Source organism: Paenarthrobacter sp. R1 (assembly GCF_030264015.1).
Classification (GTDB): Bacteria; Actinomycetota; Actinomycetes; order Actinomycetales; family Micrococcaceae; genus Arthrobacter; species Arthrobacter ureafaciens.
The window spans coordinates 4455630-4477348 of sequence record NZ_CP127115.1 but is presented as its reverse complement, the minus strand read 5'-3'; the positions used below and the strand labels follow the sequence as shown (position 1 = coordinate 4477348).

The window sequence follows — 21719 nt, the reverse complement described above, 5'->3', positions numbered from 1 at the left end:
ACCGGCCCGGCGGCTAGGTCCCGCAGAAGGTGCGGTAGGGACCAAAGCCGTCGGGTGCCGGTTCAGCGAACCGCTCAAAGCCCGGCCGTTCCAGCCAGGGCGAGGTGACGGTCTCAAGCAACGCAGTAACCGGGCCGGTGTCCCCGCCGCTCGCTGCCGATAGGGCCTCCTCCACCAGGTGGTTCCGCGGGATGTAGGCGGGGTTGACCTTATCCATGGCGTCAGCGTCCGGTTTCGCTGCCTGCCACGAAGCCAGCCAGCGGTCAAAACGAGGGAGGTCCAGGACCATTCCGCGGGCGGGGGCGGCATTGCCCCGGGCCGCCTGGCCGAGCTTCCGGAAGAACGACGTGTAGTCGGCGCCTGCTTCCTGGACAATAGCCAGCAGTTCATCGACCAGTGCTGAACCGTCTTCCCCTGACGTGGCGAGGGAGAGTCCGATCTTCTTCACCATGCCCTCAGACCAAGCGGCACTGTATTGGGAGCGGAATCCTTCCAGGGCTTCGACAGCCATGGCAACACCCCGCTCCTGGTCCGGGTGGATGAGGGGCAGCAGCGATTCAGCGAACCGGGCAAGGTTCCATTCAGCCACCGGAGGCTGGTTCCGGTAGGCATAGCGGCCCGTTTCATCGATGGAGCTGAAGACCGTGCCGGGGTCGAAGCCTTCCATGAAGGCACACGGGCCGTAATCAATGGTTTCGCCCGAGATGGTCATATTGTCGGTGTTCATCACCCCGTGGATGAAGCCCACCAGCATCCACCGGGCAACGAGGGATGCCTGGGCAGTAATGACGGACCTGAGCAGGGCAAGGTATGGATTGTCCTCCTCGCCGGCTGCGGGGTGGTGGCGCTGGACGGCGTGATCGGCCAAGCGGCGGAGAAGATCCATGTCATTGGTGTTGCGGGCGTACTGGAAAGTCCCCACCCTCAGGTGACTGCCGGCCACCCGGGCAAGGACTGCTCCGGGCTGCACGGACTCCCGCTGTACGTGGGCTCCTGTTGCGACCACCGCCAGGGACCTTGTGGTGGGAATGTCCAGCGCGTGCATGGCCTCGCTGACGATGTACTCACGCAGCATCGGACCCAGAACGGCCCGGCCGTCACCGTTCCGGGCGAAAGGGGTCCGCCCCGAACCCTTCAAGTGCAGGTCACGGATCCGCCCTTCGACGTCGGTGAGCTCCCCCAGCAGCAACGCCCTGCCGTCACCAAGCCGGGGCGAATACCAGCCGAATTGGTGCCCCGCGTAAGCCTGCGCTACCGGCGCCGCACCTGCAGGGACGGCGCCGCCCAGCAGCAACCGGACACCTTCCTCGCTCCGCAGGAACGCGGTGTCCAGGCCAAGCTCCCCCGCCAGTTCCGCGTTGAGAACCACCAGCTGCGGGGCAGGCGCCTGCTCCGCCTGCCACGGCACGGACAATTCCGGGAACTCCGTGGCGAAGAGGTTTCCCAGGACAACTGTCGGCTGCGCAAATGCACTCATGCTCCCATGCTATCCGCCGCAGTCCGAACTAATCAGGATGCTTATTCCCCGTGATGCCTTCAGTCGCCGCATGATGCTCAGCGGCCGTTGGGGCATCAGTCGATCCGCTGGCGGCCAAGCCCCGCATAGATGTGGGGTCGTTTGGAGCGAAGGAACAACGCGTAGGCAATCCCGCCAAGGAAGAGGGCAAAGGTGAACGTCATGAAGATGATGGTGAGGAGCTGCGATCCCCCGATGAGCTCGGGGTAATTGGCTATGGCCAGATACGTGATCGCGCCCAGGAACAGGACGCTGATGACAGGTGCAACCACCGTCTTCCACACTGATTCCGGTGCGAAGCTGCGACGCCTGACAAAATACACGAGCACGGCGAGACTCGTAATGAACATGAGAAGCAGCACCGCGAAAGTTTCGCTGCCGCTGGCGATGGGGTAGAGAACTTCCGGGGCGACACCCAGGACGGTAAAGAGGATGATGGCCGCGGCCCAAACGATGCCCACTGCTACGGCGGAAACGTACGGCGACTTATGGCGCCGGTGAACCCGGCCCAGGAACGACGGCAGGGCGCGATCCGAGGCCAAGGCGAAGCTATACCTCGCGGCAATGTTCTGAATGGACAACATGCACGCAAGCACTGAGGTGATCAGAAGCAGAACCGCGATGTCCGCAAAGATTCTGCCGACAAGTCCAGTGACGGCATCGCTGAACAAGTTGACTGTATTGCTCTCAGCTTCTCCCTGGACCTTCTCCGGCCCAAGAAACGCGATGAACGCCCACGCTGCTACCGCGTAGAAGAGGCCGATGCCTGCTACCGCCAGGTACGTGGCGCGGGAGATGGTCTTATCCGGATCCTTGACCTCATCCCTGTAGATGACAGTGGCTTCGAAACCGAAGAAGTTCCCCACGGCAAACAACAACGCCAATCCCAAGGTGGCGTCCGTGATCGATGGCAGGGCAAATCCAACACTCTGGACGGTCTCGAGACCGTTGGCGGAGAACGAGGCGATGTCGAAAACGATGATGACGGCCACCTCGAGCAGCATCACGATAGTGAGCAGCTTCGCCGACAAATCAATGCGGTTATAAGCCAGTACCGTGGTGACAGCCGTTATTGCCAGCGCATACCAGTACCAAGCGATGTCCGGACCACCAAGGGTGCTGGCCACGAATCCTTGCAGCGTCACCCCGAAGAAGGATGGGGCGAAGAATCCGATGAAGATATAACCGATAAGCGCCAGGAACGCACCCCCCAGACCCGCAGGCTTCCCCAGGCCCGCAGTGACGAAGGAATAGAAACCACCCGGGCCTTGGACGCTGCGGCTCATCTTGACGAAACCCACAGAGAAGATCAGCAGCATGAGCGTCACGCCGATGTAAATCGCCGGTGCCGTCTGGCCGCTGAACATCAGCAGGACGGGGAGGGTACCGGCTACGGTAGCCAAGGGCGAAGAGAAGGCCAGAACATTCATTGCGAGCTCGCCGACTCCCATGTTGCCGCTGAGCCGGTTTTCCTTGTTCTGACGCGTCACCTTTGGTACGTCAAGCGAGGTGTTGTTCATGTAATCCTCATCACTGGTTGTTCAATGCTGAATGAGAGTATCGACTGGTCTCCAGCCGATGCTGTGCCGGATCGGGACACCCTTGCCGTTATCAGCCCGGCAAGGGCCGGGGTCCCGTCCGGGCCCGGATCCGCTTCGGGGTTTAGTGCGCGGCGGCGGCGACCATCCGGCCAGGAACGGGCTCCCGGCTTCCGACGTCAAGAATCGATCGGGTCAACTCGACGGCGTGGTCTGAAAGGCGTTCCAGTTCGGCTTCGGTTCCGTTCCACGCGGACCATCGTTGTGCTCCGTCGAGCACCGTGAAGACCGCTTTGATGCCTTCAGCGGTGATGCTCCTTCCCATTTCTTCCGCCGCCGCGCCGTACATGCGTTCATGCAGCTCCAGCCACGAATAGGCTTCTTCACGCGCATCCGGGTCCAGGAATGGCGCCACCTTGTCCCTGGCAACCAGGAAGTTCCAGAGATCGGCTTCAGGCCGCCGCAGCTGCTGGGCAAAATGGAAGCGCACGAGCACCTCCCAGTACTCCTCGGGACTCCTCGAGGGCAGGGCGGCGTCGAGCAGGTCATGGGCGAATCTGTACGTGAACCAGCGGAGTGACTCGGCGACAATCTCGTCCTTGCCGTGGGGAAAGCTCGAATAGAGGCTCGGAGCCTTCAAGCCAAGCTCGTGGCCCAAGGTGCGCATTGACACCGATTCGAAGCCGTGTTCCGTGGCCAGGCGAAGAAAGGCGGCCAGCGTACGGCGGCGGGCAGGAGATTCGGCGGACCAATCCCGGCGGGACAGAAACTTCTTGATGGCGGCGTTTGCCTGCTCACGCGGCGATTGACTCATGGCTTCCTCAGGATGGGATGACTCTCCCTAGAGTCTAACTAACGGTCGTTAGGCAGGGAAGGGTTCTTCGTCCCGCTATGAGCCCGGTGTTGGCCATGGCGAGGCGTCGCTGATGTCGCGCCCTTGCGCCATGTCCGGAAGGATCCGGTGGACGAGCTTCCCGGAGCGCTTCACGTGAAGGTCAGTCCGCTCGCCAAGATCGGTTTCGTTGAAGCGTGCCGATGCCCGCAACCATTCGGCGTGCCGTCCTTCTGCGAGCTTCCTGTTCATCATCGAGATCAACTCTCAAAAATAAGGGGGTTGTTGGGTCTCTTCAAGCATCAATCCCCTGCCAACGCACCAACCGTGTCAGTTTGGGACACCCGCGGCTGCGCGCCGCCCGGTCACCATGAACCAGGCACCCGCCCGGCTTCGCGGGACGGTCCGGGATCCAACGCCACCGCCAAATGGAGGCTGGAGCGATTGGAATCAAGCTGCGAGACCTGCATGGCGCAGCTGAACCCGTCTGTCAGGACCAGCGCCCCGCCGCCGGCTGCCAGCGCCGGCGCAAGGGAGTGCCGGGCTACCTGCATGGACACGTCGAAGTGTTCAGCCTCAAAGCCAAAGTTGCCGGCAACTCCGCAGCATGAGGACGACTCCACGAGCTCCGGCACACCCCAGGCTTGGAGAACGCGCTTCTGGGCGCCGGAGCCGAACACGGCGTGTTCATGGCAGTGGGTTTGCAGTACGGCCTTTTCCGGCGCTGGGGCCGTGGGCCTCCAGCCGCGTGACATCGCTTCATCAACGGCGACGGAGAACGAGCGGACCCGGGCAGCTACCCGCGCAGCCGCCGCCCCGCCCACCATCTTGGGACCCTCGTCACGGATGGTGGCCGCGCAGCTCGGTTCCAGGACCACGATGGGCCGGTCAGTTCCGTCGTCGAGCCTGGTAATCAGCCGTGCCAGCCGGCGTCGCGCCCCGTCACGTTGACCAGTGGAGATCCACGTCAGGCCACAGCAGGCGTCCGGGGTGCAGCCCACGGAGGCGCCCGAGTCGCGCAGCACCCGGGCAGCGGCCGGGACTACTTCGGGGCGGAAGGCCCGGGTGAAGCTGTCGATGAACAGGAGGAGGTCGGCATTGTCCGTGAAGCGTGCCTCACGGACCCGGCGCCGGATCCGGCCCCGCTTTGCGAAGTCCGGTAGCCGGCGTCGTGCACTGACGCCCAGCCATTCACCAACGATGCGGAAGGGGCGGACAGCGGTTCCCGCGTTGGCGATCGGCGCGATGCGCGTCAGAAACGGAAGCCAGCGCGGCAGCCAACCGATGGAGTAGTGCGTGAACGGCCTGATCTTGCCGCGGTAATGTTCATCCACCAGTTGGGATTTTGCTTCGGCGATGTCCACTCCCGTGGGACAGCCGGCGGAACACGCTTTGCACGACAAACAGAGGTCCAGGGCCTCGCGGACTTCGGGGCTGGACCAGCCGTCATGGCTGGTTCCTTTGGCCCGCACCAGTTCCTGAAGGACCCTTGCCCGTCCCCGCGTGGAGTCCTTCTCGTCCTTGGTGGCGCGGTAGCTGGGGCACATGAATCCGCCGGACGTCGCCCGGCAGCGCCCCACCCCGATGCATGCGTGCGTGTTGCCCACAAACGGGCTCACCACCGGGAGCAATTCACGGTTTCCTGCAGAATGCACGACGGCGGTACCCGGCGCCGCGTCGGGCTCGCCGTGGCCGGGGCCGGGTTGGGCAACACCCGCCAAGGCAAGCGATGCGGCGAAGGGTTCGGGGTCCACGATGATTCCGGGATTGAGGATTCCTGCAGGGTCCCATTGGTGCTTGAATGCTTTGAAGATGCCAAGCATTGCCGGTGTGTACATCACCTCCAGCAGTTCGCTGCGTGCGCGACCGTCGCCATGTTCCCCGGACAGTGATCCGCCGTGGGCCACCACGAGCTTGGCCGCCTCCCGGGTGAATTCCTCGAACGTATGACGTCCGTTGTCGCTGCGGAGATCGTAATCGAGGCGCATGTGGACGCAGCCGGCGCCGAAGTGTCCGTACATGAAAGCGGTGTAGCCGTACCTCTCCACGAGGGGCAGCAACTCCGCGAGGTAGTCCGCCAATCGATCCGGGGCAACGGCGGAGTCTTCCCAGCCCGGCCATGTTTGGATCCCGTCAATCCGGCGGGATGACAGCCCTGCCCCGTCTTCACGGACGCGCCAGAGCTTGGCCCGCTCCAGGGGTTCGGTGACCAGGGCATGATCGAGGATCCTGCCGTCGGCGGCGAGTTTGGCCAGCAGCCGCTCACAAGCAGCCGAGGCCTGCTGAATCGTGTCCCCGGGGAAGTCGACCATCAGGAACGCCTTGCCCTGCGGCAGGGAGTCAACGCTGCCGGCACCACGCCTGTGGCGCATAATGTCCACAATTGACGCGTCCAGGCCTTCGATGGCGCTTGGCTTGGCGGCGAGGATGGTCATCACGTCGCGGGCGGAATCTATGGTGTTCGCATAACCGAGGCACAGCAGCGCTGTTGTGCGCGGCTTGGGAACCAGGCGCACCTTGGCCCTGACCACGATGGCGCAAGTGCCTTCGCTGCCGGCCATGGCAGCGGCAACATCCAGGCCGTTTTCGGGCAACAGGTGTCCCAAGTGGTAACCCGAGACCTGCCTCGGGATGTTTCCCAGTTCTACCCGGAGTGCAGCCAGGTTGGCCTGGGCGAGCTCCTTCAACCCGTGGAGCAGCTCTGCTGCCCGGGCAACGGAGTGCCCGTCCCGGTGATCAACGGCGCATAGGAAGTTCCGCCCGGCGCGCAGGTAGGCACCGTCAGCCGTGACGAGCTCCACCTCCTCGACATGCTGCGTCATGCGTCCATAGGCCACTGAGTGGTTGCCGCATGCGTCGTTGCCAATCGAACCGCCCACAGTGGCCCGGGTCATGGATGAGGGATCGGGAGCAAAGGTCAACGTGCCTTCCGTGACGGACTCTATGTACGAGCGCAGCTCACCGAGGACCACGCCGGCATCCACCCACACTGCTGCCTCGCCGGCGTCGGGCTTTTCCACGGCCGCCATCCGGCGTGACAGGTCCAGCACCAAGGAAGTGCCGATCGCATTGCCCGCCATGGACGTGCCGCCGCCGCGCGGCGTGATGGATATGCCCAGGGCCGAACATTCGCGCACGACTGCCCTGACGTCGTCGACGTTTGCCGGAAAGGCTACGCCGGCAGGCCGGACGCGGTAGTTGGAGGCGTCGTAGGAGTATTCGGAGAGGCGACGCGGAGAATCGTCCACCTCGATGCCTTGCCCGCGCAGAGCGGCAAGCAGCCGCGTCAGTGTTGGGTCTCCGCCGTGGCCGTGGGGCATGATCGACTTCTCCATTTCCATAGTGGTCCTGTGGAAGTCTAGGCGGGGGCCCGCCAGGCGGACTGTGCCAAAACAGAACGGGCACAGCGGACGGAATCCACTGTGCCCGTTTCCTTATGCGGAAGTGGCTACTTCAGGAACTCGGACAGGTTGTCCTTGGTGATGAGGGTGAATGGCAAGGTGTAGCGGTTGTCCACATTGGAGCCGTTGAGGAAGTCCGTAACAACCTCCACTGCCTTGACGCCCTGCCCCGCGGAGTCCTGGCGGACCGTCGCGGACATGGTGCCGGCCTTGATGTCCTGCAAGGCAGGCTCGGTTCCGTCGACGCCGACTACTGCTTTGAACTCAGCCGTACGGCCTGCGTCCTCAATGGCCGACGCGGCACCAATGGCCATTTCGTCGTTATTGGCCACCACGGCGTCAATCTGGCCGGACGGGAAGCGCTGGAGGGTGTCTTCCATGTTGCGCTTGGCGTCGTCGCGGCTGCCCTTGGCCTGGAATTCGGCCACGATCTTGAAGTTCTTGTTGATCGTCTTGTCGAATCCGGACTTGCGGCGGTCGGTCCACGAGGCACCGTAGATGCCCGCGGCGAACACCAGGTTGCCGCCGTCGGGCATGACTTTGTTGAGGTACTCGGCCTGCATCTGGCCGGCTACGGTGTCATCGACACCGATGTAGCTCTTGTAGCCGACGTCAGAGCCTTCCGCGAACTCGGTGGACAGGATGAACAACGGGATGTTGGCAGCGATGACCCGCTTGGCGGCGTTCTGGCTGGCATCGCCGTCCAGGGGCTGCATGATAACAGCGTCCACCTGGCGGGTGAGGAGGTCCTCAACCTGGTTCAGTTCGCTGCCCACATCCTTCTTGGAGTCGGTGATGTTGAGCTTGACGCCCTTTTCTTCAGCCGTCTTCTTCATGGCGTCGGTCATGTGCGCCAAGTCCGGGTCCTGCAGGTCGAGGACCACAACACCGATGTTGTAGCTCTTCCCGGACTGTTCGGAACCGCTGGCGTTGCTGCTGCCTCCGCAGCCGGTGAGGGTCAGGGCTCCGGCAGCCAACATGGCTGTGGCCGCAGCGAGCTTGTGTCGCATTCCCATGGTTGTTCCTTTCAGTGGTTTTTGTCTGTGCGCTTGGAGATGGTGGTGTTGCGTTGGTTGGGTGCTGGACTAGTCGGATTTCCAGCGGTTCAGCAGCACGGCGAGGACGAGGATCACGCCCTGTACGCCCTGCTGGTAGTAGGAGGAAACGCCGAGCAGGTTCATGCCGTTCATGACGACGCCCAGCAGCAGGACACCGATCACGGTTCCCCGGATGGTGCCGACACCGCCGAAGAGGCTCGTGCCGCCAATCACGACGGCGGCGATCACCTGGAGCTCGTATCCGGTACCTGCCACGGGTGCGGCGCCATCCAGGCGGGCCGTCAGGACAAGACCGCCCAAGGCAGCCGTCACGCCACCGATCAGGTAGACGGTGAAGAGCACCCGGCTGGTGGAGATGCCCACTTTCTTGGCCGACTCTTCGTTGCCGCCCACGGCGTACACATGGGAGCCGAACTTGGTACGGCTCAACACGAACTCACAGATGATGGCGGCAAGCAGGAAGATGATCACAGGGACCGGAACGGGACCCAGGAAACCGGAGCCCAGCCATTCGGCCGGTCCGCTCAACCCGGAAACAACCTGCCCGTCAGTGATGACCAGGGCTGCGGTACGGGCTATGGCCATGGTGGCCAGCGTGGCCAGGAAGGGAAGGATTGCTCCCCAGACAACCATGGCTGCGCTGAGGAAACCGACCAGGAGTCCCACACCCAGGCCGGCTATCAGGGGGAGCCAGAAGGCGCCGCCACTGGCGGGTGCCAGGATGGCGAATGTCATGCCCGCCAAGCCGACGACCGAACCAACCGACAGGTCGATACCCGCGGTGATCATGATGAACGTCATTCCCAGCGCGATCAAGCCGATAATCGATGACTGCCGGACCACATTCACGATGTTGTTCAGGGTCAGGAAGTTCGGCGCGGCCGCGGCAAGGACGATGAGGATCACCACGAACAGGATGATGATCCCGTAGTCCCCAATGAACCGCTTGACCTTGGTGGCCGTCAGGCCCTCCTTGAGATCGGCGGGTCCTAATTTCGTCTTGAGGTTGTCCATGGTGAGGCTCATGAGTCGCTCCCGGTTGCAGGTCCGCCAACGGACATGGCATCAACGGCTTCCTTGCTTGACGTGCTTCCGATCTTGCGGCGGTCATCGGGGATGCCGCTTCCGGTGTCGACGTAGTCATCCAAGGTGCCGTGGGAGATCAGGTGGGCCACTTGGGCTTCCGAGACCTCGCCGACGCGGAACCGGCCCACCACCTGCCCCTGGCGCATGACGGCGAAGCGGTCTGCCACTGCGAAGGCTTCGTCGAGCCGGTGGGTAATGATGATGACTGCAATCCCCAGATCCTTGAGCCGCTGGGTGACTTCGATCAACTTGTCCACCTTGGCCACCGACAGGTTGGCAGTGGGTTCGTCCATGATGATCAGACGTGCATCGAATGCCAGGGCGCGCCCGATGGCCACGGCCTGCCGCTGACCGCCCGAGAGGCGCTTGACCTTCAGGCGCGGGTTGATGGGGATGTCCAGGCGCTCCAGCACGCGCTTGGTCTCGGATTCCATCTTCTTGCGATCGATGATCCGCACCAGCGGACCGAGGATATTCTTCTGTGGTTCCCGGCCAAGGAAGATGTTGGTGCGTACGTCCAGGTTGTCTGCCAGGGCAAAGTCCTGGTAGACCATCTCGACACCCTGATCCCGGGAAGCGGACGGCGTAGGAAACTCGGTCCGTTTTCCATCCAGCTCAATGGCGCCCCGATCGGGCTGGTAGACGCCCGTCAGCACTTTCATGAGCGTTGATTTGCCGGCGGCGTTGTCTCCTAGCAGAGCGAAGGTTTCGCCGGGCATGACATCGATGCTGACGCCGCGCAATGCGGACACCGCCCCGAATGTCTTGTGTATGTCCTTGAGGGCGACAAGTGGAGCTGTCACCGGTGGTGCATCGGTCATCTCATCCTCGATTGATAGGGCCAAGCAAATGAACCGGTGAAACACCATTGGCGATGGTCCGTCCAACCACATTGTTTGACGTTGCGGAGGCGGGAAATCCAAAGACACCCATAAACCGCGTGACCTGCGCCACTCTGTTTCACTTACTTGAACTTTGACGGACTCGACGCAACGGCGTGTGTACCACTTTGGAACACGGCTTGCGGAAATTGTTGCCATAGGAAACGAATCAATGGGAATTAGCCGGAGTTAAAAGGGAAATGCCCGGCCCGTGCACGGATTGTTGCGAAAGAATCCGTGCCCGGGCCGGGCAATCAAAGGGCTACGCTGACAAATCCACGGCAATGGCAGCGCCTGTTCGGGCTGACTTCTCCGCCGCGTCGGCCAGGACCAAGGCAGCACGGCCGTCCTCGAAGCCGGGACTCCGGGAGGGCAGGCCGCGGACAGCGCGCAGGAACTCGGCGACTTCAAGCCGGTACGCCTCCGCATAGCGCTCCAGGAAAAAGTTCTGGTACGGGCTTGTCCCCTCGACGGAACGCGTGCCCCAATGCCGCACCAGGCTGTCGTTCTTGTTGGCCACTTGGAGCAAACCGGTGGAGCCGAAGGCCTCGATGCGCTGGTCGTAGCCGTACGCGGAATGCCTTGAATTGAGGATGGTCACGAGTTCGTCGTTGGAACCCCGAAGGGTGACCACGGTGGAATCGAAGTCGCCCGCCTCCCGGATGCTTTCGCTGAAGACGTTGGCACCGCGGGCCGAGACCTCCACAATGTCCGGAAGAAAGTAGCGGGCCATGTCCAGGTCGTGGATGGTCATGTCCCGGAAAATCCCGCCGGACTGGGGCAGGTAAGCCGCCGGCGGCTCCCCTGGATCCCGGCTCGTGATGATCAACTGCTCCAAGGCACCGATCTCCCCGGCCCCCACCCGCCGCCGTAGTTCCACAAAATGCCGGTCAAAGCGCTTGTTGAACCCCAAAGCGATCGGAACATCCGCAGCAGCCGCCTTGGCCCGGAGTGCATCAACCCGGGCAATCTCCAGGTCAACAGGTTTCTCACACAGCACGGGGATATTTGCATCGATCGACTGTTCAATGAGTTCCACGTGGGTAGCGGTCGGAGAGGCCACGATGACGGCATCCACTTCCCCTGAAGCAAAGACTTCGGCGGGGTCGTCACTGACCCTGCCGCCGAACTCGGCAGCAGTCCGCTTGGCACCTTCCAGGTATGGATCGCACACCCAGGTGAGCGTCGCTTCTTCCAACGTTGCCAGGCTCATGGCATGCACCTGACCGATCCTCCCGGTCCCGAACAGGCCAACCCTGATCTGTTGCGTCATTGCAGCCCTCCAATAATGCAGTGGTTATTGATCGATCTTCTGCCGGCCTAAACGCGCATAGACCTCGGGACGCTTTGAACGCAGGAAGTATGCATAAACAATGCCGCCGATGAACAACGCAAAAGTAAATGTCATGAAAATTGCCGTCATGACGGCCGATCCACCGATCAGCTCGGGATAATTCGCAATTGCCAGATAAGTAATCAGGCCAAGGAACAGCACGCTGACGATGGGGGAAACAATGGTCTTCCACACGGATTCGGGAGCGAAACTGCGGCGGCGCACAAAGTAGACCAGCACCGCGAAACTCGTAATGAACATCAGCAGCAGGACCGAGAACGTGCCGCTTCCACTGGCGATCGGATAGAGGGCCTCGGGAGCAACCCCCACCAGGGTGAACACCACAGTGGCAACCACCCAAACGATGCCCACGCCCACCGCCGAAACATAAGGGGACTTGTGCCGTGGGTGGACGCTGCCGAGGATCCTCGGCAGCGCCCCGTCGGCAGCCAGCGAGAAGCTGTACCGGGCCGCAATATTCTGGATGGACAGCATGGAGGCCAGGATCGACGTGATCAACAGGACCACCCCGATATCGGCAAAAATCTTGCCGACCAGCGCAGTGGCTCCGTCGTTGAACAGATTCACCGTGTTTGCTTTGGCCTCGTCCTGGACATTGTCAGCGCCGAGGAATGCCGTGTAGGCCCATGCGGCCACCGCGTAGAACAGGCCAATGCCGACCACCGCCAGATACGTGGCCCTGGGAATGGTCCGGTCAGGGTTCTTCACTTCATCCCGGTAGATAACCGTCGCTTCGAACCCGAAGAAATTTCCCACGGCGAACAACAGGGCCAGGCCCAACCCGGCGTCGGTGATCCAGGGCATGGAGAACTCGACACCCTGTGACACGTCGCCCGAGGCGAACGCGGCCACATCGAAAATGACCACCACGGCCGATTCCAGCAACATGACTACCGTCAGGACCTTTGCCGACAAGTCGATGCGGTTGTAAGCCAACAGCGTGGTGACGGTGATGATGCCCAACCCGTACCAGTACCACGGAATCTCCGGACCACCCAGGGTGTTCACCACAAAGCCCTGCAGGGTGAGGGCGAACAGGGACGGCGCAAAGAAGCCGATGAAGATGTAACCCACCAGCGCCAACAGTGCACCACCAAGACCGGCCGGCTTGCCAAGGCCGGCGGTGACGAATGAATAGAAGCCGCCTGGAGCGTCCACGCTGCGGCTCATCCTGACGAACCCCACCGAGAAGATCAGGAGCATCAACGTCACCAGGAGGTAGATGCCCGGAGCGGTGTGCCCGCTGAAAAGGAGCATCACAGGCAGGGTGCCTGCAACGGTGGTCAGCGGGGAGGAGAAGGCGAGCACGTTCATCACGAGCTCGCCCACCCCCATGTTGCCGCTGAGCTTGTCTTCCTGGGTCCGGGTAGGCGTCTGCTTCCCTTTTGTTGTGCTTGACATGTAATCCTCGTCGCGAAGTTTTGAGTGCTGAATCACACTATCGACGCGGATTGTGGGAGCACTGTACCAGCTTGGGACAGGGGTTTTGGAGCGGTTCCGCCAAGCTTTTTCAGGTCCACGATGTCATTGAGCGGCTCGCCCGTCTTCCACTTCTGCAGGTTTGCTGCGAAGCAGTCCACAACTCGGCCACGCCACCCGATCAGGTCCCCGGAGGCGTGGGGCGAGACCAGGATGTTGCTGCGGCTCCAGAGTGGATTTTCAGCTGCCAACGGCTCGTTCGCGAAAACGTCCAGGGCTGCTGCACCCAGGTGCCCGGCGTCGATGGCGTCGAGCAGGTCCTGTTCCACCACCACGGCCCCGCGGCCCACATTGACCAACCGTGCTCCCTGACGCATCTTGTCAAAGCGTGCAGCGTTGAACAGCCCGCGCGTCTCCTCAGTGAGCGGCACGGTCAGCACCACGTCCTGGGCCTCCCCAAGGAGCAGGTCCAGCTCCTCGAAGGAGGCAATGGCGCCCAGTTGCTTATCCTCACGCGCTGTCCGCCCGACGACCGACACATCCATGCCCGCCGCACGCAGCAGCAGGACCGTCTCGCGCCCCACAGGTCCAGGGCCGACCACCAGGACCTTGCGTCCCAGCAACGGTTCGGTTTCCCGGTGCTGCCAGGTCCTTGCTTGCTGCAGTTCGATGGTTCGGCGCAGGTCCTTGGTGAACATCAACAGGACACCCAGGACCCACTCGGCGATGGGCCGTTCACAAACGCCGCGCGAATTGCTCACCACGATGTCGCCGTTGATGATCTCCCGGGTCATGAGGCTGTCCACGCCGATGCTCGAGGTGTGGATCCATCGCAGCTCCCCCGGACCAACGTCACGCAGAAGCTTCGTCCTGAAGTCGTTCAGGAACAGGATTTCCGCCCCGGGCAGCGCCGCCCTGAACTCTTCGGCGGACCGGACCACCACTACCTCGGCCTCGGCGTCCAGCCGCTCCACAGGAGGCAACGGCCGGCCCTCCTGGACGATGACAATTACTTTGGGTCGTGACATGCCCGTTCCCTGCCCTTCCTCGTCGCGGCTTCTCACCAGCCGCCCTGCCAGCCGCTCATCAGGCCATACGGCAGGCGCTGCGGTTCCTCATCAGGGAGGCCCTTGAGGAAATCGAAGTCGCAGCCCTCGTGAGCCTGGTTGACGTGGTCAATGAACAGTCGGCCGTAGCCGCGGCGATACTTGGGCTGCGGAAGCTTGAGGTCAGCGAGCCGGGCTTCAATCTCCTCCTGGGGGAGGTCGAGGTCCAGGCGCTGGTTTTCGACGTCCAGCACGATCGGATCGCCGTCCCGGACAATGGCCAACGGACCGCCCACGGCAGCTTCAGGGGACACATGCAGCACCGTGGTGCCGAACGCGGTACCGCTCATGCGGGCATCGGAGATCCGCACGATGTCCCGGACACCCTTGCGCAGCAGCTTTTGCGGAATGGGCAGCATGCCCCATTCCGGCATTCCGGGCGCACCCACCGGGCCGCTGTTGCGGAGCACCAGGACCGAGTCCTCCGTGATGTCCAGGTCCGGATCGTCAATCCTGCGGCCAAGGTCGTAGATGTCCTCGAAAACTATGGCCGAACCCTTGTGCTGCAGCAGGTCCTTGGAGGCTGCGCTGCGCTTGATCACCGCACCGTTCGGGGCCAGCGAGCCGCGAACGACGGCGATGCCACCGGATGCATCGAACGGCGCCTCAAGCGTGCTCACGACGACGCCGTCCGGCTCAGGTGCCGATTCGTAGCCCTTTGCGAGGGGTTCGCCCGTGACGGTCAAGGCATCCCGGTGCAACAGCGGATCCAGGGCCTTCAGTACCGTGGGGATGCCGCCGACCTCGAAGAGCTGTTTCACGAGGTATTCACCGGACGGGCGGACGTTGGCGATCCGCGGAGTGCGCTGCGAAATCTCGTGGAACCGGTCCAGCTGAAGGTCGTAACCCACCCTGCGGGCAAGTGCCAAAAGGTGAACCACGGCATTGGTGGAGCCACCTACGGCCATCAGCAACGTGATGGCGTTATCAAACGCTTCCTTGGTCAGGATCTCGCTGGGCTTCGGACCTGACAGGGCCATTTCAACGGCCCTGCGGCCAGTGGCTTCAGCGGCTTGCCCGCGCCGGGCGTCGACGGCGGGGATGGACGCACTGCCCGGGAGGCACATGCCCAAGGCCTCAACGAGGGACGTCATGGTGGAGGCCGTGCCCATTTCGCTGCAGTGCCCGGCGGAGGGCTTGGCGGCGGACTCGAGTTCGTCGAAGTCGGCCTCGGTGATCTTTCCTGCCCGCAGTTCATCGGCGTACTTCCAGGTGTCCGTCCCGACACCCAATTGCTTGCCCCGGAAGTGGGCGGGCTCCTGGGGGCCGCCGGTCAGCATGATGGTGGGTATGTCTGCGCTGGCGGCTCCCATGAGCTGCGCGGGGACGGTCTTGTCACAGCCGCCCAACAGCACGATCGCGTCGAGCGGGTAGGCACGGATGGATTCCTCGACGTCCATGGCCATCAGGTTGCGGAACTGCATGGCCGAGGGCTTCATCAGGCTCTCGCCCAAGGAGATGGTGGGAAACTCCAGCGGCAAACCACCGGCCATCAGGACGCCACGCTTCACGGCCTCGGCAAGCAGCTTGAAGTGGATGTTGCAGTTGACCAGCTCCGACCAGGAGTTGGCAATGCCAATGACCGGCCGGTCCTTAATGGCGAAGCGCGAGAAGCCTTCGGCCTGGATGGCGGTGCGGTGCACGAATCCGGTGAGGTCGTGCGGCGCAAACCAGCGTGCGCTGCGGAGATCGTTGTACTTCGAATCGGACATAACCTTCAAAGCTCCTTGGCTTGTTTGTCTTGATGAGGTGTCGGGTGAAGCTTCTAAGCGGCCGAAGTGCCGCCGTCGAACGCCATGCTGGTACCAGTGGCGAACGTGCCCTCGACGGCGAGGAAAAAGATGGCCGCCGCCACTTCTTCCGGCTCCGCTAGCCGGCTGAGCGGGACGGCGCTTTCCTTCTGCCGCAGGGCCAGAACCGGGTCCGGCGCGGCGTCCAGGCCGGTGCGCAGCATGGGCGTGTCGATCGGCCCGGGGCAGACGGCGTTGACACGGACAGAGGGCGCCAACTCAAGGGCCAGCGCCTTCGTGAGCCCCACGACGCCGGCCTTCGCGGCGCAGTAGTGGGCCAGTCCTGCAACGCCCATGGTTGCGAGGTCAGAGGCAACGTTGACAATCGCCCCTCCCCCGGACCTGCGCATGTGGAGGCCCGCTTCCTGCGCGACGTAGAAGGTGCCGGAAAGGTTGGTGTCCAGCACCTCACGCCAGCGGTCCTCGTCCAGGTCCTCAAGGGCCGCGTAGCCTGCAACCCCCGCAGCGTTGACTGCCACGTCCAGCCCGCCGAGGGCGTGAATGGCTCCCCGGACGCCGTTCCGGGCCGATTCTGCACTGGCGACGTCGGCAACCACGTGGTGCGCACCGCCGTCGAGCTCTCCCGCAACGCGCCGCAGCTCCCCCGGGCGGCGGCCCAGCAGCGCTACCCGGGCACCACGGGCAGCGAACAGTTTCGCGGTCGCTGCTCCGACGCCGGACGTCGCTCCTGTGACGATCACCCGCAAGGGTTCCGTCCGTTTCCACGGGCTGCGGTGCATCATCGTCGACGGCTCCTCTTGGTTGGCGTTGCGGGACTAGTACGTTCTACTCAAACAGCCCCGCCCCGGCCCCGGATGTCTCAGATTGAGACACAGCGCACCCTCCGTGGGTTCCTAGGCTGATGGGCAGATGCCGTCTTTATGCGCGGCACAGCACCGCCGGAAAGCGGCACAAACTAAGGAGTCCACTTTGGAAGACCAGAACCGCATTGGCGTTGGCCTCATCTCGGTGGGGTGGATGGGGCGTCTGCACTCGCGCGCCTACCTCGCTACGAAGCAGTTCTTCCCTGAACTGCCGCGCCACCCCGAGCTGGTGATCGCCGCAGACCCCGACGACGCCGGTCGCCACCACGCCGAGGACGCACTCGGCTATAAGGAAACGGCCACCGACTACCGCAAAGTACTCGAGAACCCGGACGTCGACGTTGTCTCGATCTGCTCCCCCAACTTCCTGCACCACGAAATCGCCATGGCAACCATCGAGGCCGGCAAGCACTTCTGGATCGAAAAGCCCATGGGCCGCAGTGCCCGGGAATCCCGCGAAATAGCCCAGGGCGCCGAAGCTGCAGGGCTGATCACCTCCGTGGGCTTCAACTACCGGCACGCACCGGCTGTCGCGGAAGCCCGTCGGCTCATCCGGTCTGGCGCTCTGGGCCGGATCACCAACGTGCAGATCCGCCTCCTCACGGGCTATGCCTCCGACCCGACGCAGGTCTTCACATGGCGTTACGAGCAGGCACGCGCCGGTTCGGGAGTCCTTGGCGACGTCCTGAGCCATGGCTTCGACCTTGCACAGTTCCTGGTTGGCCGGATCACCTCGCTCAACGCGGTCACCGAAACTTTCATCAAGGACCGTCCACTGCCCGCAGGCAAGTCCTCCAACTCCTTCGACATGGGCCAGGCATCGGACGTCACCCGTGAAGTGGAGAACGAGGACTACACGGCGATGTTGGCCCGTTTTGAAGGCGGCGCGATCGGTATGTTCGAATCCACCCGCGTAGCCATTGGCCCGCACGCCGAATACATCATCGAGGTGTACGGCTCGGAAGGCTCGCTGCGCTGGAACTTCGAACGAATGAACCAGCTTGAACTCGCCACGGACCGCAGCGGATACCGCACCATCATGACCCCGCCGTCCTACGGAGAATTCGGCCGCTTCCAGCCAGGACCCGGCCCCGGCATCGGATTCAACGACCTCAAGACCATCGAGGCCGCGCTGTTCCTGCGTTCCGTGGCCGAAGGCAAGCAGCTCGGCCCCTCCGCCGCCGACGGCTGGTCCGCTTCGGAACTCGTTGATGCTTCCCTGCAGAGCGCTGGTTCCGGCGGCTGGGTGGACATCCCGGAAGTGTCCGGGCAGACCACGTACGGAGCCTGAGTCCCGGGCAAAGAAGGAATCGGGGACAAAGAAGGAAACCTGGACAAAGGAGGAGGCCGGATCGCAATGATCCGGCCTCCTTCTGCTGCGTTGAAAACTACACTCCCAGGACCTACTTCGCGAAGCGGAACAGCTTCTTGTTGGCGAACTCCAACATGCCCACCTTGCCCAGTTCGCGGCCGTAGCCGGACTTCTTGACGCCGCCGAATGGCACGTCCGCACCGCTGAGGTCGTAGGCACCGACGAAGACCATGCCGACGTCGAGCTGGTTGCCGACGCGCTCGGCGCGCTCGACGTCGTCGCAGATCACCACCGAACCCAGGCCGTACGGCGAGGAGTTCGCGAGCTTGATTGCTTCCTCGTCGCTGCTGACCTTGTACAACTGGGCGACCGGACCAAACAGCTCCTCGCTGTAAACGTCCATGGACGGGGTGATGTTGGTAATCACCGTCGGAGTGAAGACGTTGCCTTGGGGCTCATTGTTGCCCACTAGGATTTCGGCGCCCTGGTCCAACGCACCCTGTACCTGGGAAGCCAGGAACTTTGTGGCCGAATCTGAGGACATCGGGCCGAAATCGCCGTTCTCGTAGGACTGGCCGGCGATGGCAGCCTTGAACTTCCCGGCGAACTCGTCAAAGTACTTGTCCAGCACCACGATCCTCTTGGAACCGTTGCACGATTGGCCCGTGTTGCCCATGCGGCCCATCACGGCCTTCTTCACTGCAAGGTCCACGTCATCGGTATCGAGCACCAGGAACACGTCGGCGCCGCCAAGCTCCAGGACGCACTTCTTCAGGGCACGTCCGGCCTGCTCCGCCACGATCGCACCCACTTGCTCCGAACCGGTCAGCGAGACACCCTGTACGCGGTCGTCCGCGATCATGGTGGAAATCTGCTGGTGGGTGGCGAACAGGTTGACGTAGGCACCCTCGGGGAAACCTGCGTCGCGGAAGAGTTCCTCCAACGCCAACGCCGACTCCGGGCACTGGCTGGCGTGGCGGACGATCACCGTGTTGCCAAGGATGATGTTGGGGATCGCGAACCGTGCCACTTGGTAGTAGGGGTAGTTCCACGGCATGATGCCCAGGATCACGCCGAGGCCCTGGTAGCGGAAGAAGGTCCTCAGTCCATCCGCCACCTCCAGTTCCTCGTCCGCGAGCCACTCTTCCGCGTGCTCGGCGAAGGCAGCTGCGATGGAACCGGAAAACTCGGCTTCCCCCACGGCCTGCTGCAACGGCTTGCCCATCTCACGGTTGATGATGGCGGCCAGTTTGTCCTTGCGCTCAACGAACAGGTCCGCGAGGCGCTTGGCCAAGACAGCGCGCTCGGCCACGGTCGTGGTCCGGGACCACTCCTGGTATGTCTTCTGTGCTGCGCCGAGTCCTGCCTCGACCTCTGCGTCGGTGGCCGCGGGGTACTCGGCATGAATGGTTCCGGTAGCCGGATCAATAACGGCAAATGAGCTCATAGTGAATGCTCCTTGGTCAGGAAGTGGGGACTGTTATCGAAAAACAAGCGGGCGGGACCGCCGATGGAGCGGTCCCGCCCGATGTGCCTAGCGCGGTTCGGGTGCGGTGGTGGCAGCGTAGTAGCGCTGGCGGGCGCGGCCTTCGAGGTGCTTGGCGGTACCTTCCTGGCTGCCCGGGCGCTGGGAGGTCATCGGCACTCCGACGTCCCAGAAAGCGCCGTTGCCGGACAGGTACCGGTACTGCTCGACGTGGGCGACGATCACGGCGGGTCCCTCAGCGGCACGGGCCTCGGCCAGGGCGCCCTCAAACTCCTCGATGGTGGTTGTTGACCACGCGGCGCAGCCCATGCTGGCCGCGTTGGCAGCGATGTCGAACTCCAGGACCGGCCCGTCAAGGCGTCCGGACCCGGCGTTGCGCTCCTTGTACTGCGTACCGAATTCACGGCCCGGGCCGCCCTTGGCGACCTGAAGCGGCCAGATGCATTGGTGGCCACGGTTGTCGACCACGATCGTGATGATCTTCTGGCGCTCCTGCACTGCGGTTACCAGTTCAGTGGGCTGCATGAAGTACGTGCCGTCACCGATGAGGACATAGACCTCACCGGGCTCGCCGTCGCGGGCGATTCGGTAGCCCAGTCCTGCGGGTATCTCATGGCCCATGCAGGAGTTGGCGTATTCGAAGTGGATTTCGGTGCCGTTTGAAGGATCCCAGGCTTTGTGGATGCCCTCCACCACGCCACCGGAGCCCAGGATCAGCGCGTCCTCGCCCGTGGTGGTCCTGTTCAAGGCGTCGATGACCTGCGCCTGGCTCATCTTCTCGCCCGGGAAGGCCTCCAGGTCGTGGTTGCGCACTTCCAGCGTGGCCTTGCGTGCATCGGCAATGTCGCTCCTGAATCCCGCCGATGTCGAATAGCCGACGGCGGAAAGGCGTTCCCGGAGGGCCGCGAGGTTCAGCCTGGCATCACCGATGACGGGGAATGATCCCATCTTGTGGGCGTCGAACGCACCAACGTTGAGGTTGACGAATTTCACGTCAGGGTTCTGGAAGAGGGAGTGCGAGGCCGTGATGAAGTCCTGCAGGCGCGAACCCACCGTAATCACGACGTCCGCGGCGTCGGCGATCTCGTTGGCACCCACTGTGCCGGTCACGCCCAGCGCACCAAGGTTCAACTCGGTGACGGGGCCGCTGCCCTTACCGGCGTACGTTTCCGAGACAGGGATGCCGAATTCGGCGCTGAAACGCGCCAGTTCTTCCTGTGCTTTGGAGTAGCGGACTCCACCACCGGCGATCAGCAGCGGACGCCGGGCGTTACGGATGATCCCGGCGGCGTCACGAAGTTCGTCCTCAACTGCCGGGCGCCGGCGAATGTGCCAGACGCGGGGGGTGAAGAAGGTCTCCGGGAAGTCGAACTCGGCACCCTGGATGTCCTGCGGCAGGCATACTACGACCGCACCGGCTTCCACCGGGTCGGTAAGGACGCGCATGGCCTCCGGAAGGGTGGACAGCAGCTGGGCCGGGTGGGTGATCCGGTCAAAGTAGCGGCTGACCGGACGGAAGCAGTCGTTGGCGGAGACATCGCGCTCCACCGGGTGCTCGATCTGCTGCAGCACGGGATCGCCAAAGCGGTTGTTGATGATGTCCGCGGGGAACAACAGCACCGGGAGGCGGTTGGTCGTGGCGGTTGCAGCACCGGTGACCATGTTGGTGGAACCAGGGCCGGCAGAGGCCGTGCAAGCCAGCGTGGCGGCACGGTTGGACGCCTTGGCAAAGCCGATGGCTGCGTGAACTGCGGACTGTTCGTTCTTGGCCTGATAGTAGGTGAAGTCGGAACCGTATTCGTCGATGCCCTGGGCCAGGCCGACGGAGTTGCCGTGGCCGAAGATGCCGTACATGCCGGGAACCAGTCGGCGCTTCTCGCCGTCCAGTTCGCTGTACTGGACCTGCAAATACTCAACGATTGCTTGTGCGACAGTGCGGCGGCGGACGGCCTTTTTGTCGGCTGCGGTCTTGACGTCTGTGCCGATGTCAGCAGCGGCTGTGGTAGTCATGCGTTCTCCTAAATTCGTAGGTGCGTCGGCATTTGCAAACCGATTCGCCCGAACCTCAGGTTTTCACTGCGGGAAAGCAACGTTGTGTCCCACTTTGGGACGCAGC

16 protein-coding genes are annotated in these 21719 nt (G+C 63.1%); 1 reads left to right on the top strand and 15 read right to left on the bottom strand.

Annotated features, from left to right (window positions below; all coding sequences use genetic code 11):
• Window positions 1-13 precede the first annotated feature (13 nt).
• The 13 genes from QN084_RS21270 to QN084_RS21210 form a co-directional block, all read right to left on the bottom strand.
• The gene (locus tag QN084_RS21270) at window positions 14-1477 is read right to left on the bottom strand and encodes a protein adenylyltransferase SelO (RefSeq protein ID WP_069696477.1); all 1464 of its coding nucleotides are present in this window, start codon (window positions 1475-1477) and stop codon (window positions 14-16) included.
• A 95-nt stretch (window positions 1478-1572) separates the two neighbouring features.
• A complete protein-coding gene (locus tag QN084_RS21265) occupies window positions 1573-3036 on the bottom strand; it encodes an APC family permease (protein ID WP_069696476.1) in 1464 nt (487 codons plus the stop codon).
• A gap of 142 nt (window positions 3037-3178) precedes the next feature.
• Window positions 3179-3868 carry a TetR/AcrR family transcriptional regulator gene (locus QN084_RS21260; protein WP_062096768.1) on the bottom strand — a complete coding sequence of 230 codons (690 nt, stop codon included), beginning with the start codon at window positions 3866-3868 and terminating at the stop codon, window positions 3179-3181.
• A 75-nt stretch (window positions 3869-3943) separates the two neighbouring features.
• Window positions 3944-4141 (bottom strand): hypothetical protein, encoded by a 198-nt coding sequence (locus tag QN084_RS21255; protein ID WP_021472192.1) that lies wholly within the window; start codon window positions 4139-4141, stop codon window positions 3944-3946.
• Between the two features lie 110 nt (window positions 4142-4251).
• Window positions 4252-7221 carry an FAD-binding and (Fe-S)-binding domain-containing protein gene (locus tag QN084_RS21250; RefSeq protein WP_069696520.1) on the bottom strand — a complete coding sequence of 990 codons (2970 nt, stop codon included), beginning with the start codon at window positions 7219-7221 and terminating at the stop codon, window positions 4252-4254.
• A gap of 113 nt (window positions 7222-7334) precedes the next feature.
• A complete protein-coding gene (locus tag QN084_RS21245) occupies window positions 7335-8303 on the bottom strand; it encodes a sugar ABC transporter substrate-binding protein (RefSeq protein WP_021472190.1) in 969 nt (322 codons plus the stop codon).
• 69 nt (window positions 8304-8372) lie between these two features.
• The gene (locus QN084_RS21240) at window positions 8373-9371 is read right to left on the bottom strand and encodes an ABC transporter permease (protein WP_021472189.1); all 999 of its coding nucleotides are present in this window, start codon (window positions 9369-9371) and stop codon (window positions 8373-8375) included.
• Window positions 9368-10252: an ATP-binding cassette domain-containing protein gene (locus QN084_RS21235; protein WP_069696475.1), complete on the bottom strand. Its 885-nt coding sequence runs from the start codon at window positions 10250-10252 to the stop codon at window positions 9368-9370. The genes QN084_RS21240 and QN084_RS21235 overlap by 4 nt, the downstream gene beginning before the upstream one ends.
• 322 nt (window positions 10253-10574) lie before the next feature.
• On the bottom strand, window positions 10575-11585 hold the full coding sequence (iolG, locus tag QN084_RS21230) for an inositol 2-dehydrogenase (protein WP_069696474.1): 1011 nt from the start codon (window positions 11583-11585) through the stop codon (window positions 10575-10577).
• Window positions 11586-11609: 24 nt separating this feature from the next.
• Window positions 11610-13067: an APC family permease gene (locus QN084_RS21225; RefSeq protein ID WP_069696473.1), complete on the bottom strand. Its 1458-nt coding sequence runs from the start codon at window positions 13065-13067 to the stop codon at window positions 11610-11612.
• A 32-nt stretch (window positions 13068-13099) separates the two neighbouring features.
• Window positions 13100-14113, bottom strand: coding sequence for a D-2-hydroxyacid dehydrogenase (locus tag QN084_RS21220; RefSeq protein WP_062096760.1), 1014 nt, complete (start codon window positions 14111-14113; stop codon window positions 13100-13102).
• Window positions 14114-14145: 32 nt separating this feature from the next.
• A complete protein-coding gene (locus QN084_RS21215) occupies window positions 14146-15903 on the bottom strand; it encodes an IlvD/Edd family dehydratase (RefSeq protein ID WP_170828608.1) in 1758 nt (585 codons plus the stop codon).
• Window positions 15904-15956: 53 nt separating this feature from the next.
• Window positions 15957-16724 (bottom strand): SDR family NAD(P)-dependent oxidoreductase, encoded by a 768-nt coding sequence (locus QN084_RS21210; protein ID WP_168529810.1) that lies wholly within the window; start codon window positions 16722-16724, stop codon window positions 15957-15959.
• Between the two features lie 187 nt (window positions 16725-16911).
• On the opposite strand from QN084_RS21210, the gene QN084_RS21205 reads away from it, so the two are divergent.
• A complete protein-coding gene (locus QN084_RS21205) occupies window positions 16912-18096 on the top strand; it encodes a Gfo/Idh/MocA family protein (protein WP_069696472.1) in 1185 nt (394 codons plus the stop codon).
• 112 nt (window positions 18097-18208) lie between these two features.
• Here the strand turns inward: QN084_RS21205 and QN084_RS21200 are convergent, their stop codons facing one another.
• Both QN084_RS21200 and iolD read right to left on the bottom strand, forming a co-directional pair.
• Complete coding sequence (locus tag QN084_RS21200) at window positions 18209-19564, bottom strand: aldehyde dehydrogenase family protein (protein WP_069696471.1); 1356 nt, start codon at window positions 19562-19564, stop codon at window positions 18209-18211.
• A gap of 87 nt (window positions 19565-19651) precedes the next feature.
• Window positions 19652-21613 carry a 3D-(3,5/4)-trihydroxycyclohexane-1,2-dione acylhydrolase (decyclizing) gene (iolD, locus tag QN084_RS21195; protein ID WP_069696470.1) on the bottom strand — a complete coding sequence of 654 codons (1962 nt, stop codon included), beginning with the start codon at window positions 21611-21613 and terminating at the stop codon, window positions 19652-19654.
• Window positions 21614-21719 lie beyond the last annotated feature (106 nt).

Coding starts and splice junctions, on each gene's coding strand:
- QN084_RS21240 (WP_021472189.1), bottom strand. CDS start 9,371: ATGAGCCTCACCATGGACAACCTCAAGACGAAATTAGGACCCGCCGAT.
- iolD (WP_069696470.1), bottom strand. CDS start 21,613: ATGACTACCACAGCCGCTGCTGACATCGGCACAGACGTCAAGACCGCA.
- QN084_RS21220 (WP_062096760.1), bottom strand. CDS start 14,113: ATGTCACGACCCAAAGTAATTGTCATCGTCCAGGAGGGCCGGCCGTTG.
- QN084_RS21255 (WP_021472192.1), bottom strand. CDS start 4,141: ATGATGAACAGGAAGCTCGCAGAAGGACGGCACGCCGAATGGTTGCGG.
- QN084_RS21260 (WP_062096768.1), bottom strand. CDS start 3,868: ATGAGTCAATCGCCGCGTGAGCAGGCAAACGCCGCCATCAAGAAGTTT.
- QN084_RS21200 (WP_069696471.1), bottom strand. CDS start 19,564: ATGAGCTCATTTGCCGTTATTGATCCGGCTACCGGAACCATTCATGCC.
- QN084_RS21210 (WP_168529810.1), bottom strand. CDS start 16,724: ATGATGCACCGCAGCCCGTGGAAACGGACGGAACCCTTGCGGGTGATC.
- QN084_RS21245 (WP_021472190.1), bottom strand. CDS start 8,303: ATGGGAATGCGACACAAGCTCGCTGCGGCCACAGCCATGTTGGCTGCC.
- iolG (WP_069696474.1), bottom strand. CDS start 11,585: ATGACGCAACAGATCAGGGTTGGCCTGTTCGGGACCGGGAGGATCGGT.
- QN084_RS21265 (WP_069696476.1), bottom strand. CDS start 3,036: ATGAACAACACCTCGCTTGACGTACCAAAGGTGACGCGTCAGAACAAG.
- QN084_RS21215 (WP_170828608.1), bottom strand. CDS start 15,903: ATGTCCGATTCGAAGTACAACGATCTCCGCAGCGCACGCTGGTTTGCG.
- QN084_RS21250 (WP_069696520.1), bottom strand. CDS start 7,221: ATGGAGAAGTCGATCATGCCCCACGGCCACGGCGGAGACCCAACACTG.
- QN084_RS21235 (WP_069696475.1), bottom strand. CDS start 10,252: ATGACCGATGCACCACCGGTGACAGCTCCACTTGTCGCCCTCAAGGAC.
- QN084_RS21270 (WP_069696477.1), bottom strand. CDS start 1,477: ATGAGTGCATTTGCGCAGCCGACAGTTGTCCTGGGAAACCTCTTCGCC.
- QN084_RS21225 (WP_069696473.1), bottom strand. CDS start 13,067: ATGTCAAGCACAACAAAAGGGAAGCAGACGCCTACCCGGACCCAGGAA.